General features: G+C 41.6%; 13 protein-coding genes and 4 tRNA genes. 6 read left to right on the top strand and 11 right to left on the bottom strand.

Annotated features, from left to right (window positions below):
- Nucleotides 1–44: 44 nt before the first annotated feature.
- Together K5Q73_RS10770 and K5Q73_RS10765 are read right to left on the bottom strand one after the other, a co-directional pair.
- On the bottom strand, nt 45–1,961 hold the full coding sequence (locus tag K5Q73_RS10770; protein ID WP_220763374.1) for an EAL domain-containing protein: 1,917 nt from the start codon (nt 1,959–1,961) through the stop codon (nt 45–47).
- Between the two features lie 189 nt (nt 1,962–2,150).
- A tRNA-Asn gene (locus tag K5Q73_RS10765) sits at nt 2,151–2,226 on the bottom strand.
- A 932-nt stretch (nt 2,227–3,158) separates the two neighbouring features.
- Here K5Q73_RS10765 and uvrB point away from each other — a divergent pair.
- Nucleotides 3,159–5,162 carry an excinuclease ABC subunit UvrB gene (gene uvrB, locus K5Q73_RS10760; RefSeq protein ID WP_220763002.1) on the top strand — a complete coding sequence of 668 codons (2,004 nt, stop codon included), beginning with the start codon at nt 3,159–3,161 and terminating at the stop codon, nt 5,160–5,162.
- A gap of 73 nt (nt 5,163–5,235) precedes the next feature.
- Here uvrB and rrtA read toward each other — a convergent pair whose 3' ends face one another.
- Both rrtA and queC read right to left on the bottom strand, forming a co-directional pair.
- Entirely contained in the window at nt 5,236–5,829 is a 594-nt protein-coding gene (rrtA, locus tag K5Q73_RS10755; protein ID WP_220763004.1) for a rhombosortase, read from the bottom strand.
- The gene (gene queC / locus K5Q73_RS10750) at nt 5,823–6,506 is read right to left on the bottom strand and encodes a 7-cyano-7-deazaguanine synthase QueC (RefSeq protein WP_220763006.1); all 684 of its coding nucleotides are present in this window, start codon (nt 6,504–6,506) and stop codon (nt 5,823–5,825) included. The genes rrtA and queC overlap by 7 nt, the downstream gene beginning before the upstream one ends.
- Before the next feature lie 127 nt (nt 6,507–6,633).
- On the opposite strand from queC, the gene queE reads away from it, so the two are divergent.
- Nucleotides 6,634–7,302, top strand: a complete 669-nt coding sequence (gene queE, locus K5Q73_RS10745; RefSeq protein WP_220763015.1) for a 7-carboxy-7-deazaguanine synthase QueE — start codon at nt 6,634–6,636, stop codon at nt 7,300–7,302.
- A gap of 342 nt (nt 7,303–7,644) precedes the next feature.
- Here queE and K5Q73_RS10740 read toward each other — a convergent pair whose 3' ends face one another.
- From K5Q73_RS10740 to K5Q73_RS10725, 4 genes are all read right to left on the bottom strand, one after another.
- Nucleotides 7,645–8,727, bottom strand: a complete 1,083-nt coding sequence (locus tag K5Q73_RS10740; protein ID WP_308443284.1) for a PLP-dependent cysteine synthase family protein — start codon at nt 8,725–8,727, stop codon at nt 7,645–7,647.
- A gap of 243 nt (nt 8,728–8,970) precedes the next feature.
- Nucleotides 8,971–9,055: transfer RNA gene (locus K5Q73_RS10735), tRNA-Tyr, on the bottom strand.
- Nucleotides 9,056–9,149: 94 nt separating this feature from the next.
- Nucleotides 9,150–9,234, bottom strand: a tRNA-Tyr gene (locus K5Q73_RS10730).
- A gap of 30 nt (nt 9,235–9,264) precedes the next feature.
- A tRNA-Tyr gene (locus tag K5Q73_RS10725) sits at nt 9,265–9,349 on the bottom strand.
- A gap of 391 nt (nt 9,350–9,740) precedes the next feature.
- Here K5Q73_RS10725 and K5Q73_RS10720 point away from each other — a divergent pair.
- The 3 genes from K5Q73_RS10720 to K5Q73_RS10710 all read left to right on the top strand — a co-directional run bounded on the left by K5Q73_RS10720 (nt 9,741) and on the right by K5Q73_RS10710 (nt 12,900).
- Nucleotides 9,741–10,232 (top strand): VC2046/SO_2500 family protein, encoded by a 492-nt coding sequence (locus tag K5Q73_RS10720; protein ID WP_220763016.1) that lies wholly within the window; start codon nt 9,741–9,743, stop codon nt 10,230–10,232.
- Between the two features lie 75 nt (nt 10,233–10,307).
- Nucleotides 10,308–10,595, top strand: coding sequence for a DUF406 family protein (locus tag K5Q73_RS10715; protein WP_220763017.1), 288 nt, complete (start codon nt 10,308–10,310; stop codon nt 10,593–10,595).
- Between the two features lie 130 nt (nt 10,596–10,725).
- Nucleotides 10,726–12,900: an EAL domain-containing protein gene (locus tag K5Q73_RS10710; RefSeq protein ID WP_220763018.1), complete on the top strand. Its 2,175-nt coding sequence runs from the start codon at nt 10,726–10,728 to the stop codon at nt 12,898–12,900.
- Nucleotides 12,901–13,077: 177 nt separating this feature from the next.
- On the opposite strand, the gene K5Q73_RS10705 is transcribed toward K5Q73_RS10710, so the two are convergent.
- Together K5Q73_RS10705 and K5Q73_RS10700 are read right to left on the bottom strand one after the other, a co-directional pair.
- Entirely contained in the window at nt 13,078–13,557 is a 480-nt protein-coding gene (locus K5Q73_RS10705) for a YchJ family protein (RefSeq protein WP_220763020.1), read from the bottom strand.
- The gene (locus tag K5Q73_RS10700) at nt 13,544–14,128 is read right to left on the bottom strand and encodes a nuclear transport factor 2 family protein (protein ID WP_220763022.1); all 585 of its coding nucleotides are present in this window, start codon (nt 14,126–14,128) and stop codon (nt 13,544–13,546) included. The genes K5Q73_RS10705 and K5Q73_RS10700 overlap by 14 nt, the downstream gene beginning before the upstream one ends.
- 155 nt (nt 14,129–14,283) lie before the next feature.
- On the opposite strand from K5Q73_RS10700, the gene smrA reads away from it, so the two are divergent.
- A complete protein-coding gene (smrA, locus tag K5Q73_RS10695; protein WP_259650788.1) occupies nt 14,284–14,886 on the top strand; it encodes a DNA endonuclease SmrA in 603 nt (200 codons plus the stop codon).
- Nucleotides 14,887–15,319: 433 nt separating this feature from the next.
- On the opposite strand, the gene K5Q73_RS10690 is transcribed toward smrA, so the two are convergent.
- Nucleotides 15,320–17,158 carry a M2 family metallopeptidase gene (locus K5Q73_RS10690; RefSeq protein ID WP_220763024.1) on the bottom strand — a complete coding sequence of 613 codons (1,839 nt, stop codon included), beginning with the start codon at nt 17,156–17,158 and terminating at the stop codon, nt 15,320–15,322.
- Nucleotides 17,159–17,327: the final 169 nt, after the last annotated feature.

The following is a 17,327-nucleotide window of genomic DNA, read 5'->3' as shown; positions in this document are numbered from 1 at the left end:
CATAGAAAGCAAGGATAAAAAGTTTGCTTTATAAATAGTCAGTACTAAGCCGTATTTAGCGACTTTTCTTCCTGTTTTATTGGGCTAGGCTCAGCAATATAGTAGCCTTGTAAACCGTCAATGAGTAGTTGCTCCATCGCCAGCTTGTCTTGCTGTTTTTCAACCCCAGTTGCAATCACTTTGATCCCCAATTTGCGGGCAATATCTATGATCATTTTAACGAAGAATTTATTGTGTGGGTCTTGGGTGATTTCCTGAGTGTAACTTGGGTCTAATTTAATATAGTCAGGGCGAACTTCTTTAAAAAGTTTAAATGAAGTAAAGCCTAGACCAAAGCGTTCGATAGAGATCCGTGAGCCGACACTATGGAGTTCATTGATAAAATGGTAGGTGGCACTGAGATTTGCCTGCATACCAGACTCACTCACCTCAAAAACTAACCTAGCCGCAATCTGCCGCTGTCTGCTAAGGATGTTTTTTAACCATGAAACAAACGACTTATTGGTTGCAGAGGCTGCACTGATGTTGATCCCTATAAGTCCGTCTAGGTTTGGTGATTGAATAAGCATGCGAAGTGTATTTAAGACGATAAGCTTATCGAGTTCTTCGCTCATGCCGTGACGTTCAGCCATCGCGATGACAGTCGCCGTGGGTAATAATTTTCCTTGGCTATTGTAGAAACGCGATAATAGCTCGCGATAGAACTCAACATTATGTCGACATGGGCGAATTGGTTGAATATAGAATTTTATCGCTTTTCGCCTTAAAAGGTCGTTAATCGCTACTTTCCAACGACTTTCCCCAAAAAGTTCTGCACCGGTGAGTTTCTCTTGAATATGGTAACAGTTGGGACCTAGTGTTTGGGCAATACTGACGGCGGTATCGGCTAGGGTCATTAAAGAGACAGGGTCGCTCTCTTGCTGGTAGGGAACTATGCCTGTATGACCAATAGTAGGAGTGCCAACTTGTTGTTGATACTCATTAAATGCGGTCTTTATTGTATCGGCAATTTCGGTAGCTTGCTTGATAGCGATATCGGCAATAACAATGGCAAAGTCGGCGGTTGAGATCCTATAAAACTGCGCTTTAGGGTACTGATTAAATGCACTGCGAATATCATTAGCAATACGAGTAAGGTAATCATCACCGGCTTCTCTACCATGCATTTGGTTGATAGAGCCAAGTTCCGTCGCTCTGATAACCACTAAAATACCGGTGTCTTTACGTTCCGGCTTTCCTATTTCATTTAGTTTTTCAGTAAATAGAGCCCGAGTTCCAAAGCCAGTAATAGGATCGTGAAAAGCTGTTTTACTTAGTTTTTCATGAGCCTGTTGGAATTCATCAATTTTGGCTTTTAAAAGCTGTTTACTGTTATCGAGACTGATGCCTACGCTGCTAAATTCACCTTTTATGCGAGATTTATCAATTGTAGCGAAAGAGAGTTTAGCTAAATTCTCAACACACATTGAAATATAGCGAATTTTGCTTTTTTGTCGGATGGTTAAAAGTAAGTAAGTAACGCTTATTAACAGGAAAATTGCCCATATGATGGCCAGGGCATTTTGAAATCGGGCAACAGTGCTATCAACTTTAGATAGATTAGATAGCTTTACTTGTAATCTACCAGCATTTAAAGCCTGAGTATGTGGTGACTGAATGGAGAATAACTTCGTTAAATAGGCTTTCTCTGTGGGGACTAATTGGCCTTGGGTGAAATTATTATTGCTATCTGATGTATCGATATATTGGAAAAATTGAAAGTTATATTGCTGCTTGAGGATATCGTAAAGCGACTCACCTTTTCCTTGCCAATTTTTCTGTTGCTTGATGTTGTTGGCGTATTGTTCAAGTTCCTGCTGAGCTTGGGCTGTTAATTTTTGCTTTTCATCTAGGTAGCTTAAAAAGGTGAGCCCAGAAAAAAGTAGTACTAAAAACAACTGGAAAAGTTTGGAGGTTGTCATAAAAGAGTCCGTTCAACGCGAGACATAACTCGTATTAATTCGAGTAACACTGGTTAATTGGAAGTATTATAAACAGGTTTATGATTTTATTGCAGCGTAAATATAATGCAGCGGCTTTTAAATAAAATAATTTAGGGATTTATTGCTAAGAAACGAAAGGGAAATAGAAGAGATAATGCTTAGAAAGGTTGGCTCCCCAGACTGGACTCGAACCAGTGACATACGGATTAACAGTCCGCCGTTCTACCAACTGAACTACAGGGGAAGCGTTTAAGTTACGTCTCGTTGAAGACGGAGCGCATATTAAATCGCTCTTACAATTGAGTCAACTCGATAAGGGGAAAAAAATGAATTTATACGCTCAAGTGCTCACCTAATACACATAATGATGATGAATGCAGCGCTTTTGTTAATATATGAGCAGTAGCAAATGCAAGTGCATGAGTTAATCGCAGTTTTCTATTGTTTAATGGTTTATACCTTAGTTAATCCTGCAGCGATAATTACAAATGTAAGAAACTTTCAAAAACACATCGCGTCATACTTTAGTCGTGCTTAGCCTTAAAAGCCCCTGTAGATAAGCTTTGTGAGAGTTATCCACTGATTCTGTGGATAAGCCTGTGGGTTAAGTGGAAAAATCATCGGCAAATGCCGATGGATTGGGCATTGAGCTTAAATTGAGCGAATTTATTGATTGTTTTTTTTAGCTAGTAAAAACAGTGTGATGGAAAAAGCAACAGTTAATTGTGGTAATTTCAGAAATGTTGCTAAAGTGTAACTTTGTTGTCGGTGTTTCTTGTGAATTAAAATGCCCATTCTACTGGCTTTGACGCTAAAATAATCAATGTGTATGCACTTTATTCGATGTTATAAAGTTTCATTTAGTAACTGAACGTCGATTTTGCAATTAACCCTGACATGACTAGTGTCCCAACTCGAAGAGCTTCAAGGTGTGATAGTTAAAACATGCTCTAACAGAAGTCTGTTTTAATGTTTAGCTAAACTAAGTGATGATCTTAATTTATGTTAAGCGCTGCTCTTATAGGGCATTTGCGTTACTTTTACTAATGTTTAAGCTGGCCGTGGTTATCTGGCTCTAACCTGCGAACATAAGTCAGTTGATAATTTCACGATTACGCGCCATTTTTGACCTAATTAGGTTAAAATAATCGCTCATCTTTCTAGGGAAGCATCTGAGTGTCAGAATCTGTATTTCAATTAGAGTCCATGTATCAGCCTGCCGGCGATCAGCCTACGGCCATCAATAAACTTGTTGAGGGACTCGAGTCAGGCGTCGCTTGCCAGACATTATTAGGTGTTACTGGATCGGGTAAGACTTTTACGGTAGCCAATGTTATCGCCAAAATGTCGCGCCCGACGATTATTATGGCGCCCAATAAGACGCTTGCTGCTCAGCTCTATGGGGAGATGAAAGAGTTCTTCCCCCATAACGCCGTCGAATACTTCGTTTCTTATTACGATTATTATCAACCAGAAGCTTATGTTCCTTCTACAGGGACTTTTATTGAAAAAGATGCATCGGTCAATGCACATATTGAACAGATGCGTTTATCGGCTACTAAGGCTTTGTTAGAACGAAAAGATGTCGTTCTGATTGCCTCTGTGTCGGCAATTTATGGCTTGGGTGATCCTAAGTCGTATATGAAGATGCTATTACACCTGCGTGAAGGTGGCATCATAGAACAGCGCGAGATCCTAAAACGCCTCAGTGAGCTGCAATATACACGTAACGATATCGAGTTACAGCGCGGCACTTATCGTGTGAGAGGGGAAGTGATTGATATCTTTCCTGCTGATTCAGATAAACATGCCATTCGTATCGAGCTGTTTGATGATGAAATTGAACGCTTAAGCTTGTTTGACCCACTCACTGGCCATGTGGTTAAACGTATCGCTCGGATCACCGTTTATCCAAAGAGTCATTATGTAACACCTAGAGAGTCAATCTTAGCGGCAACAGAAGAGATCAAAGAAGAGCTCAGAGATCGTAAGAAGCAGCTACTTGATCTAAATAAACTGATAGAAGAGCAGCGTATTACCGAGCGGGTCCAATATGATGTTGAGATGATGACGGAGCTTGGCTACTGCTCTGGTATTGAAAACTACTCTCGTTACCTGTCTGGGCGAGCACCTGGTGATGGACCGCCAACTTTATTAGATTATCTGCCTGAAGATGGTTTATTGATCATCGACGAGTCCCACGTAACAGTTCCGCAAATTGGTGCTATGTATAAAGGTGATCGTTCGAGAAAAATGAATCTAGTGGAATATGGTTTCCGCTTACCTTCGGCGCTTGATAACCGGCCGTTAAAGTTTGAAGAGTTTGAAGCGCTAATGCCACAAAGTATTTTTGTGTCTGCAACACCTAGTGATTATGAAATTGATAAATCCGATGGTGAAATTGCCGAGCAGGTTGTCAGACCCACAGGTCTACTTGATCCTGAAATTGAAGTTCGGCCTGTCGGCATTCAAGTCGACGACTTGCTCTCCGAAATCGGCAAGCGAGTGGCAGTGAATGAGCGGGTGTTGGTCACTACCTTAACTAAACGTATGTCTGAAGATCTCAGTGAGTATCTTGATGAGCACGGTGTTAAAGTTAGGTACTTGCATTCAGATATCGATACCGTTGAGCGAGTTGAAATTATTCGTGACTTAAGACTAGGCAAATTTGATGTGCTTATCGGTATTAACTTGCTTCGAGAAGGCTTAGATATGCCAGAGGTGTCTTTAGTCTGTATTCTCGATGCCGATAAAGAAGGTTTTTTACGTTCTGAGCGCTCACTGATCCAGACTATCGGTCGTGCGGCGCGAAACGTAAATGGTAAGGTGATCCTTTACGGTGATCGCATTACTAAGTCGATGGATAAAGCGATAACCGAAACCAATCGCCGTCGTGAAAAACAGCATCAATATAATTTAGAAAATGGCATTACACCTAAAGGTGTGGTTAAACGCATAACTGATGTAATGGATGTGGGAGATCACCATTATGTCGATAGCGAGCGTGGGGTCGCGGAAAAAGAAGGCGGTTACCATGTGGCTAAACCTGCTGATATTAGCCATGACATTGATAGGCTCGAAAAGCAGATGCATGAACATGCTAAAAACCTAGAGTTCGAAGAAGCCGCCGCTATTCGCGATCAAGTTAGTCGGCTCAGAGAGCAGTTTATAAAAGCCTAGCGCTAAATAGTCCTCTATGAACTAAAAAGGAGAGCCAGTTAAACTGAGCTCTCCTTTTTAGTTCATAATGCATTTACAGGTGCTCACGTCCCAAACGTTTGTAAGCGATAAATACGCCAACACAGATAAGCCCACTGAGGAGTCCCACTAAGTGGGCTTCAGTTGCCACTCTGGCGTCGATGAGTTGAGTCATCTCAAGGCTTGCACCAAAATATTGCTCATAGGCAACCTTTAAGAACACTCCCAATAGCAGTAGGTAACCGGATTTTAATCCACGGCGAATATCCAACACGGCTCCATAGGTAAACAGACCATGCAGCATCCCGCTTAAGCCTACATAACCAATAAGGCTTGGGAAGAAAACCAGTAAGCCGAGCCCCTGCATCAGGCAGAGTATGAAAAAGACTAGGCTGAGGCCTTTGGCTTGGTAGTGTTGCTCATGCAGCGCTAATATCACCCATAAACCTGCTAGGTTCATATATAGGTGCCAAGCATTGGTGTGCAGTAAATTACCGCTGACTAATCTCCACCATTGGCCATCAATGATAAGATTTCTTTGATAGGCCAACTCGGCGTCAAGCTGTAAATAAAACAGGCTAACACACACTAGAGTGATCAGCAGCGCAACCCCATAGGGGCGATTAGCCCCTAAGTTGAGTTTTAGCATTTAGCCGCAAGTCTGGCTTGTATCGCTTCTTTATTGCTGAGGTACTCTTCAAGCCCGCGCTTTCTTAATAGGCAGGCAGGGCAGGTACCACAACCATCACCCTTAATTCCGTTATAACAAGTGAGCGTCTCATCACGGATTAGTTCTAAGCTTTGGTATTTATCTGCTAAAGCCCAAGTTTCGGCCTTATCTAACCACATTAAAGGAGTTTGAATGGTGAGTTTTTTGTCCATACCCTGCTCAAGTGCTGCCTGCATGGCTTGTACAAAGTCATTACGACAATCTGGATAGCCAGAAAAGTCCGTTTCGCATACACCGGTAATCACCACATCGGCACCTACTTGATAGGCATAGATCCCGGCAAGAGTAAGAAATAGGATATTTCGTCCTGGGACAAAAGTATTGGGTAAGCCGTTATCCATCAATTCATTAGAGACTGGAATAGAGTCACGGGTAAGGGCTGAGATAGCCAACTCATTAAGTAGCGTCACGTCCATAACCTTGTGACTAGCCAATTTCAACTTGCTAGCCAGTGTTTTGGCGATCTCAATTTCTTCTTTATGTCTTTGTCCATAATCGAAGGTGATCCCGTGGACCTCATCGAATTGTTGAAGGGCTTGAATGAGACAGGTTGTCGAATCTTGACCACCACTAAAAACTACAACGGCTTTTGACATAATTAAGCTTTAATCTTTCAATAAATAAGACTGAGTAGTTTAGCTCAGCTGTGAATGGTTTTAAACTACTTGCGACTAAGAGTAAAATCCACTATAAATGCGACCCAGTTAATCAAGAGGTCAGATAATGAAATATCCAGTTAATGAAGTGTTTGAAACAATACAAGGCGAGGGGACTCATACTGGAGTGCCGGCTATCTTTGTTAGACTTCAAGGCTGTCCTGTTGGTTGTTCTTGGTGTGATACTAAACAGACTTGGGAATTGCTAGAAGATAATCGTGTTGCGCCTGACTTGGTTATACAGGTTGACGGTACAATAGGTCGTTGGGCCGAACTCAGCGCCCAGCAGTTAGTTAGTGCATTTGAAGATAAAGGGTTTTCTGCCAAACTTGTGGTGATCACAGGCGGTGAACCTTGTTTATATGACTTAAGCGAGTTAACGCAATATCTTCATGATCAAGGTTATCAAACACAGATTGAGACCAGTGGCACCTTCGATGTACTTTGTCACTCAGATACTTGGGTAACCGTATCACCCAAAGTGAATATGAAGGGCGGCTATGCTGTATTAGCCCAGGCACTTAATCGAGCCAATGAGATTAAGCACCCCATCGCCACCCAAAAACATATTGATGAGTTAGATACACTGCTTGAAGACATTGACTTAACGGGTAAAACCGTCTGTCTACAACCTATCAGCCAAAAGCCGAGAGCAACTGAGTTGGCGATGAAGACCTGTATTGAGCGTAACTGGCGCTTATCGGTGCAAACCCATAAGTACTTAAATATTGACTAGATAAAGTCAACTCGAGCGATATGACTTTAACAAAAATTAATTAGCTCGATTTAGCTGACGAAGTTTTAAATAAAAAGCCCTTAGATCCGATGATCTAAGGGCTTTTTATCTTAAGAGCTAAACAACTTAAACATACTCATTTCAGCGGCCTTGGGCAAAGCCTTCTTCGAGATGGGCTTAATGTACTTTCTGCTGCGTTATTAATCTAGCTAAGGGACAAGCATTAGCTGCACTCAAGCAGCATTCACGGCTTTGCTAAAGAGTATTAAATTCCCACTGAACTCTTTATCTTCAGCTGGCTTGGCTATATAGCGATGAAATAGCAGTGCTTTTAAAATCCGATTAGAATTGCTTCAAACTTGGACAATTTAATACGCATGTCGCACTAAATTTCGCTAAAGCTTCTTCATAAGTACTGAGGTCGCCAATATTTTGTTTGATCCAATCCTTGTTGTAATAGGTGTCTAGATAACGTTCACCTGAATCACAAATCAGCGTGACGATTGAGCCCGTCTCACCTTTAGCTGCCATTTCACTCGCGAGCTGTAGGGCTCCGTATAGATTTGTGCCAGTAGATGCACCCGTCTTGCGGCCAATAATCTTCTCAAGCCAATTGATGGTGGCGACCGATGCCGGATCAGGGATCTTACGCATTTCATCAACTACTCCTGGAATAAATGATGGTTCGGCGCGTGGTCTGCCAATGCCTTCAATTTTACTACCATTCGCGCAGCTAACATTTTTATCACCTGTGTGGAAATAATCAAAGAAAACTGAGTTTTCAGGATCAACGACACAAAGTTTGGTGGTTAATCTTTGATAACGGATATAGCGGCCGATAGTCGCTGATGTTCCACCAGTCCCCGGACTCATCACAATCCATGTTGGAATAGAATATTGCTCATTTTTCATCTGGTTAAAAATAGAGTCAGCGATATTATTATTTCCTCGCCAATCAGTTGCGCGCTCGGCATAGGTGAACTGGTCCATATAATGACCGTCAAGTTCTGCCGCTAGACGTTCAGACTCTGCATAAATCTTACTTGAATGGTCGACAAAATGGCATTGACCGCCATAAAACTCAATTTGCTGGATTTTTTTCTTAGCCGTGGTGCTTGGCATGACGGCGATAAATGGCAAACCTAGCAATCGAGCGAAATAGGCTTCGGATACTGCGGTACTACCAGAAGATGATTCAATTACCGGCGTACCTTCTTTTATCCAACCATTACATAGGGCATAGAGAAACAAGGAGCGGGCGAGGCGGTGTTTTAAACTTCCAGTTGGGTGGGTACTTTCATCTTTTAAGTAAATATCAATACCATTTAAGCTAAGCGTATCTAGCTTAATTAGATGCGTATCTGCACTTCTTTGAAAGTCAGCTTCAATTTTTCCAATTGCTTGATTTACCCAAGTATTAGTCACTATATAGCCTCTGATTTATACATTTAATTTAAATCATAGTGAATATATGGGTTCAAGGGTAGTAATAATGTAATTTGATATGGTTTGTAATGCAGATATAAATGTTTGATTAATAATTATTTATTGATGCTGTATATAGAATTGTACTTGCTCTATATGGGAGAGAATGATTATTTGCGGTGATGTTTATTGTGAGAAATAAGAATTAACGCTGAATAGCTAAGAGATGAATAATTTAAGAAGTGGTGGAGGGAGAAGGATTCGAACCTTCGAAGGCTGAGCCGTCAGATTTACAGTCTGATCCCTTTGGCCACTCGGGAACCCCTCCACATTTTCTTAACTTCGGTCTTGCTTGGTCTTACACACAATATTGGCCTATCGTGTTTGTTGCTTGGTACATCTTAACTTCAATTAGATAGAAATGGTGGAGGGAGAAGGATTCGAACCTTCGAAGGCTGAGCCGTCAGATTTACAGTCTGATCCCTTTGGCCACTCGGGAACCCCTCCACGAATATATTTCTACAAATTGTGCGCAAATGGTGGAGGGAGAAGGATTCGAACCTTCGAAGGCTGAGCCGTCAGATTTACAGTCTGATCCCTTTGGCCACTCGGGAACCCCTCCTCAATTGCGGCGGCAATAGTAGTCAGAAATATTTCTCCTGTAAAGACAAAATATGAAATAAACCCTAAAGAACTGACTGTTTGGTTAATTAACTGACAACGAGTTGTTTTTCAGATGTATTCTTGCTCAATATGGTCATTAATTAGCTTGGAACTTAAACAATCCCTTTATGTTTAAATACATATCAGTCATTGAACGTAGAACAGGGGAGTCATGTCGCTGTATGGGTAAATCATTAAATAAGTCCTATGGGCAAGTAGGCGGAGCAAAAACAGATGTTTTTCCACTGCTCTAATTCAATCTGATTGAAAACGAAATAAAGCCTAAAGTAATCCCTTATTGAGTCGATAAAGTTTTAACAGTATGTTTTATTGGTTTATTTTTATTCAAAATGAGTGTTTTCCCGTTAGAAAGTTCATTAGTTAACGAATCCCAGTTGGGTTCGAGACTCAATCACGCAGTCGGTTCAAACCGACGGGGTGAGTTTGGGTTACTGCTTTCTATGCTCTCGGAAGATGCACGTGATATGGCTCAATTTCAGACTCCGGGACATCTTTGTGATGATTTGAGAACAAAGTTTGAGCTTCCTGTACCTCAGAAGTTACTTGGCCTCCTCGATACAGACCAAACAGTGACAGATAACAGTCAAACATATCAATTAAATGGAACTACAGCTTTTCGTTTGGCTAATGCGCTAAATGAGGAGGCGCTAGTGATCCGTCACAATGAACCACTAGGCATGCAAGAGGTGCTAGCTAACTGTGCGCTCTCTACTCGCCAGCGTTATAACCAGGTGTCGACAAAAGCAAAGGTAGAATTGATGCATTTTGCTGATCAATTACTCATGCAGCGTCAAATGAGTGAATTAATAGCCCAAGCTTGATGATGATGCTGCTCTATTTAGATTTGCTGATATATAATCAAACATTCGAATGATCTTAATAGAGATAAGTTAAAGATGAAAAATATTCAAAAAGCACAGTCCGATTTAGTTAATGATACTTGTAATGACTGTGGTAGTTTTGTGGATGTTGGTGCCGTTATTGATGAATATGACACGGTATTAGATTTAGAGTTACAGGGTGATAATTGTGAAGAGTTAGCAAACTCTGTCATTGCAAAGGCTCAAAAACGTTTTGAAGGTGTGACTGCACAGACCCAACTTGAAGGCCAAAGTGCAAAAGTTAGCCTAACTTTCTCTTTTAGCGCCGAAAAAATGATATTTCAGCTAGAAAATGGTTTGTAAAAAATCATAGTATAACTTGCTGGAAATACGTTAACTCGTGTAATCTTGTACCCTATAAAAAATAATATATTAGCTTTAATTGTTAAAGCTATTTGGTAGGCTCTTTGCTTACCCCTATTTAGGATCACGAGTGAAGAAGCATAAATTTCAGCAATTGTTGGAGTACATTGTTAATTCAGAAGCAAAGTTGCTAGGCGATTTTAAGTCTACAGCCCAAATTGCAGCTGAATTACTTTCTCAACAGCTTAGTGTTTCGAGTGTCGTTGTTTCTGCTTTGTCAGCCGACGCAGACACATTGACACAAATCACGCGCCTCGATACTTCTCCTCATTCTCCAGGGTTGAGTTCCACACGTCCAACCCCTTCATCTTGCCCCAACTTTATCCGTCAATTAAAAGATGAACGACACATTACGGCAGAGCTCTGCTGTAATGACAGTCGACTAGTCGAACTGCAACCTTATTATCAACAGCAAGGGATCTTGTCAGTATTAGAGGTGGCAATTCGTATTAACGGCCATCTAGAGGGGATTTTAAGCCTTGAATGCAAAGAGCCGACGGAACCTTGGAGTGAAGTAGAGGTACAGCTCTGTTCACAAGTTGCAGATCAGCTCGCATTAACTCTAGCAACGCAATACGGATATGATAAAGATGAGCGCTTAAAACTGTTCTTATCCGCTGCTGAGCAATCAGATCAGATAATGATGGTGGTTAATTTAGCCACTGATCTCATTGAATATGTCAATAAGGCTCATTTTAACTTAACCAAAGTACCCAAAGATAAAGTGTTAGGTCGAAAAGTACAGATATTAGACTTTTTCAAACAATATCCCACTTTATCTGATGAAGTACTGGAAAAAGCCCGAAAGGGCGAAGCCTCAGATGAAGAGGTTTATTTGGTTCGTGATGATGGCAGTTCCTATTGGATGCGTTTTTCAGTTAAGCGTTTTATCTCTGAAAGGGGCAACCACTTTGCTTTAGTTAATGCTGAAAACTGTACTGAAGAGCATTATCATCAAAATGAGTTATTTCGGCTAGCATGGCGCTGTGGTTTAACTGGCTTATATAACCGCACACACTTTAGTAGAGTCCTTGAAGGTTCACATTCTGGTCATTTAGTCATGATCGATCTTCAAGGTTTTAAACGCTTTAACGATACATATGGTCATGCTAATGGCGATATTATCCTAATTGAAATTGCTAGGCGAATTCGCCACTTTGCCGAAATCAATAAAATTGCAGAGGTTGCAAGGATAGGAAGTGATGAGTTTGGGATTTTAATTACAAGCGAACATAGTGAACACTGGGTACTGCAGGTTACAGAGCGATTGTATCATCAGTTAATAGCCCCTGTTACCATCGGAATAGAGCAGCTTGATCCCCGGCCCGCAATTGCAATAGTCGATCTATCCTCTATTGAACAGAAGTTTTCGCCTTTAACCTGTGCTGACATCGCTTTACAGTACGCAAAAAACCAGCAGGGTAATGCGATACAGTTGTTTAACTCGGCTTTACTCAATGCATTTAAAGAAGATACGCAAATTGAAAGAGACCTAGGCGTAGCGATAAAAGGGCGTCAATTTGAACTTTATTACCAACCACTCAAAGATTTAGGCAGCCAATCTTACATTGGTGCTGAAGCGTTACTGCGTTGGCATCATCCGAAAAAAGGTGTGCTTTACCCTGGGGCGTTTATCGATATTGCCGAACAAACTGGATTGATTAATGATATTGGCTCCTGGGTACTTGAAGCTGCATGCAAGCAGTTAAACCTTTGGCAGCGCCATCAAATTGATATTTCTATGCACGTCAACGTTTCTGCGAGACAGTTTTTTAGTAGTAACTTGTTTGAGCAGGTTTGGGAGCTTGTAACCCGTTATCGTTTAAAACCAAATAGTTTAATCCTCGAAATAACAGAAACAGAGTTAATGGAAGATATTCGATCTGCTACTAATTTGTGTCACGAGTTAGCTGCGCTCGGTGTAGGACTTGCCATTGATGATTTTGGTACTGGTTATAGTTCGATGAGATACTTAAAACAGTTCCCAATTAGTAAGTTGAAAATTGATCGTTCTTTTATCTCTGATCTTTCTGTGAGTCACGAAAGCCGTGAAATTGTTAGTGCAATTATTGCTATGGCATCGGCGCTGAATATCTCGTTGACCGCAGAGGGGGTTGAAACAAAAGAGCAGGAGCAATTCCTTGCCAAACACTTGTGTCACCAAGCGCAAGGCTTCCTATACAGCCCAGCTCTTAGAGTATCCGAGTTCAGCCAGTTTCTAGAGAAATCTTCAGCTGTCCATTAGGCCTTTAGACCATTAGCTTAATGATTGTTGATATTGATGTTGATTGTAGATATTGAAATGGATGTTGAAATTGATATTTGAGGTCGATATAGCCGACGTATCGGCTTTATCTGTTGGGACTCAATAATTTGATGGCACCAGAGCTGAGAATTAGAGGGCGAATCCACAGCACTTTATTTACTGACCGCAACACTGCTTAAATTTCTTACCACTGTTACAAACACATTTGTCATTTCGTTTAGGAAAGACTGCAGCTTTTTGCTCCCCCAGAGTGTAAAACCATTTACCTCCAAGCTTAATGAAATCTGAACATTCATGTATAGCATCTAGCTCGTTATCTAGTTGATACCAAGCTTGAAATGTCACTCGCCCTCGATTGCCGTCTTCACTTGCGGACTTGACTTCAAGCCCTAACCAATGGGGCAGAGGTTCTTGAGCAAGGTTTTGCTCTGTGAGGCCATTTAAGTAGTCTTTATGATGAGTTTGAATTAGATAATTAAACTTGTTGAGATAAAATGCACTGAATCGAGAGCGCATTAACTGCTCCGGGGTTTGTGCTATTTGTTCTTGAAGGTGCAGTGGTTGACAACAGGACTGATAAGTTTGCCCTGAGCAACAAGGGCATAAAGAATCGGCTTCAATGTTAAGGTTTGTCATGGTTATTGGGTTGTGAGCTTTGGCTTAATGCTGGAAATTGGCGGCCATAATAAAGGTTTGGGCTAGGTTTGGCATTATAATAAAAAGATGCTTCAGCACGATTGTTGGTATCGACGGTTAAATACCATTTACCATCACTCTTCTTTTTGGAAACACCTACAAATTTACCAGCAAATTCACTACTTGGCTCACCATTATCTACAGGTGGATGGAAACGAATGAGGTAATAGCCAATATCGGTTGCGCTTTTGCCAACGATATTGCGCTCTATCACTCTGAAATCGACTTCTATTTTGGCATTTTTATGTTTTATCTTGCCAAAGAAAGCGTCGTACAACGCGACAATTTTATCTCGCCCTAAGGTGATCTCTTCATCTTGCCCTTCAGGAATATAACAAGCGTCTTCGGAGTAGATAGACTTCATGATGCTAGCATCAAGCTCCTTAAAGGCTTCGCTAAAATGGCTATAAACGTCATTTAGCGAGTCGTTATCATCAGCGGATGCGACTTGAATGAAGCTGAGATAGAGTGCGCTTATTAAGGTAAGCGATGTAGCAAGTTTTTTGAGCATGTAATTAGGATAGACCGAGATTATATTAATTATCACTATAATAGATGGTTAAGCTGAACTAAAGTACTAGATCTTTACAAGATGTGTAGAAACCATCTTTAAAGGCAATTATTGGCGAATGATTAGCCTTTTATATTGTTTGTGGCGTTAACCCTATGGGAGCACTTATGGGCGAAGAGGATATGACTCTTTTTTTCGAGGAGATGGCAAGTGTAACGCCATTGAAAAATAATACCTCCTGTACGCTCGGGGAGCAAAATGTGTCGACGCAGGCGCAAGCTGCTCGTCGAGCTCAGCTAGAGATGAATGAGCAGTTGTCTAGACTTACAACACAGGTTCAAGAGGTTAAGCCTGTTGCGCCGGAGGATGTGGTTGAGTTTAAGCGGGACGGGGTACAAGAGGCGGTATTTCATCGTTTAAGCCGAGGAGGTTACCCCGTTAAACATGAAGTGCTGTTGCACCAGTTAAAAATCGCTCAGGCAAGAGAAGTGCTATACAACGAAATCCAAAAGAGTCGTGAAAAGGGCGAGAGAAGCATTTTAGTCATTCACGGTAAAGGCGCTAACACAAAGCCAATCCCTGCATTAATGAAATCCTTTGTTGTTACCTGGCTGGAACAGATAGATGAAGTTTTGGCTTTTCACAGTGCACAAACCCACCATGGTGGCTGTGGAGCGCTTTATGTCATGCTGACAAAGTCTGAACAAAAACGCATTGAAGCGAGAGAGACCAATCACAAAGGCGTGAATGTCCGCTGACCTTTCTAAAATTAAAAAGGCCAGTTTACTTAAAAGTAATACCAATCAGTATAAAGATTTGGTCGCTCAGCGAGAGTTTAGCGGTTCTGAGGCAAGGTCATTAAGTGCTCCTGCTTTAATGACATTTGCAGCATCCATGTTGCTCGCAACAAGTGAAGAGCATAGTTAAACTAGGTTTAAGCTCCCTCTTTGTTTATTAAGAGTCGCAGTATCAGAGCCGCTAAAACTCGCCATTCTGGAGCGTTTTTGGCTGCCTACTTCTGCGTTGAACAACTTCACAATGGAGCAACCATTCTTTCAGCTATTCGCCTTGAATTAGTTTGCCAAAAACGCTCTGAGTAGATCAACTTCTTATACTGATTGGTATAAAATGGCTTTTTTATTGATATTACCAAACATAGCGTATCGCTAAGTTTGGCTAAGCTAGGTTAAGTTACCAGCCACATTGACGATTAGCATTTGAGTTTTGCTCATCTAGCCAAGTTTGCAGTGGCGCAAAATAATCCAATACGGCTTTAGCATCCATTTCCTTAGTGCCTGTTACTGCCGCTAACGCCTCAGGCCATGGCTGGCTTTGACCCATTTCTAACATGGTATTGAGCTTAGCGCCGGCTTCTTTATTGCCATAGATACTGCATCTATGCACAGGTCCTGTATCGCCAGCGATGTCACATAACGATTTGTGGAACTGGAACTGTAGAATGTGTGCTAAGAAATAGCGGGTATAAGGAACATTGCCCGGTACGTGATATTTAGCCCCTGGATCAAAATCGGCTTCGCTACGTGCGATTGGTGCCTTAACACCTTGGTATTTTTCACGTAGTTCCCACCAAGCTGCATTATATTGCTCAGGGGTAATTTCACCACTGAACACCTTCCAGCGCCATTGGTCAATCATCAAGCCAAAAGGTAAAAATGCCACTTTATCTAATGCTTGCTTTAGTAGTAGGCCAATGTCTTTTGAAGCATCAGGCACTTCATCGAGTAATCCAATCTGTTTTAAGTAGTCTGGTGTAATCGATAGGGCAACAGTATCGCCAATTGCTTCGTGGAAACCATCGTTGGCGCTATTTTTAAAGATAAACGGTTGGTCTTTGTAAGCACGTTGATAGAAGTTATGACCGAGTTCATGATGAATTACGGTAAAGTCTTCAGCAGTCTTCTGGATACACATTTTGATGCGGATATCGTCGCGATTATCTAGATCCCAGGCTGATGCGTGACAAACCACATCGCGATCCTCTGGCTGCACGAATAAAGAACGCTCCCAGAATGTGTCAGGTAGCGGTTCGAAGCCAAGAGAAGTAAAAAAGGTCTCGGCCTGCTCAACCATTTTTATCTCGTCATAATTATGTTTGGCTAACAGGTCAGTGACATCATAGCCGGGATCGGCATCTTCAGGTGCGACTTGATTGTATATATTGCCCCAGCTTTGAGCCCACATATTACCAAGCAAGTGTGCAGGGATAGCACCTGAAGCCGGAGCAACCTCATCACCATATTGTTCATTAAGTTCACCACGAACGTAACAGTGTAGTGAGTCATACAGAGGCTTAACTTGGCCCCATAGTCGGTCAAGCTCTGTAGCAAACTCATCAGGCTTCATATCGTAGTTGCTACGCCAAAGCTCAGAGAGATTAGCATAACCCAGATCTTTGGCGCCTTCATTGGCAAGCTCGACTTCTCTTTCAAAAAGTGGCCGCATAGGTTGGGCTATTTCACGCCAGCCTTGCCATACCTCTAACAGTTCATCTGGGTTAGTCGATGTTCCCATAATCGCTGATAGTTCTGGCTGAGTTAGACAGCGACCATCTTCGAAGCAATATTTTCCTTTACCGTATAGACCGTTTAGCTCGGCGCTGATATTGGCAAGCTCGGCATTTTTAACGGGATCGAGAGGAGCAGGGAGTACGATAGAGCTGCGTAGTATATTGAGTTTACGTTTTTCAGCCTCGCTTAAGGGGAGGTTGGCGTATTGCGCTGATTGAGTCGCGAGCTCGACCGATGCCGCGGTATATTTTTCAGAAACACTGGCAGCTAATGCTGCAGTATCTTGGGTGATGAAATTACTGTAAATCCACTCTGAGCGATTTATCTCAATCGAGAGGTCGGCCATTTTAGATTCAGCATTCTCGATAAATTGCTTCGCTTCTATAGTTTTATCAACCATGGCAGGCTTACTCTCAGCCTCTGTTTTACTGCATGCTGACACTCCAAGTGTTAGTGCAATCATTGCAGATAGTTTAGAAACGTTAACTAGGCTTTTATTCATCCTTTATATCCCTTGTTATTTTTGTGTTGCTTATTTTACTTGTTTTGTTGCTGATTAATAGTGGATTAAAACGGACATGCAGATAACGCTGCAGTTTTAGCCTATCTCGGGAATTAGTTTGACAATAGGCAAGCGAATGTTTAATTTAAACGAGTGTTTTAAATAGATA

Source organism: Shewanella sp. MBTL60-112-B2 (assembly GCF_019655055.1).
In the GTDB taxonomy this organism is placed as follows: Bacteria; Pseudomonadota; Gammaproteobacteria; order Enterobacterales; family Shewanellaceae; genus Shewanella.
Note: the sequence above shows the minus strand (reverse complement) of the source record. Positions and strands in the feature narration are given on the sequence as shown.

Bases quoted from the DNA above. Each gene is read 5' to 3' on its own strand.
- K5Q73_RS10770 (WP_220763374.1), bottom strand. From the start codon at position 1,961: ATGACAACCTCCAAACTTTTCCAGTTGTTTTTAGTACTACTTTTTTCT.
- rrtA (WP_220763004.1), bottom strand. From the start codon at position 5,829: ATGCTAAAACTCAACTTAGGGGCTAATCGCCCCTATGGGGTTGCGCTG.
- queC (WP_220763006.1), bottom strand. From the start codon at position 6,506: ATGTCAAAAGCCGTTGTAGTTTTTAGTGGTGGTCAAGATTCGACAACC.
- queE (WP_220763015.1), top strand. From the start codon at position 6,634: ATGAAATATCCAGTTAATGAAGTGTTTGAAACAATACAAGGCGAGGGG.
- K5Q73_RS10720 (WP_220763016.1), top strand. From the start codon at position 9,741: ATGAGTGTTTTCCCGTTAGAAAGTTCATTAGTTAACGAATCCCAGTTG.
- K5Q73_RS10715 (WP_220763017.1), top strand. From the start codon at position 10,308: ATGAAAAATATTCAAAAAGCACAGTCCGATTTAGTTAATGATACTTGT.
- K5Q73_RS10705 (WP_220763020.1), bottom strand. From the start codon at position 13,557: ATGACAAACCTTAACATTGAAGCCGATTCTTTATGCCCTTGTTGCTCA.
- K5Q73_RS10700 (WP_220763022.1), bottom strand. From the start codon at position 14,128: ATGCTCAAAAAACTTGCTACATCGCTTACCTTAATAAGCGCACTCTAT.
- smrA (WP_259650788.1), top strand. From the start codon at position 14,284: ATGGGAGCACTTATGGGCGAAGAGGATATGACTCTTTTTTTCGAGGAG.
- K5Q73_RS10690 (WP_220763024.1), bottom strand. From the start codon at position 17,158: ATGAATAAAAGCCTAGTTAACGTTTCTAAACTATCTGCAATGATTGCA.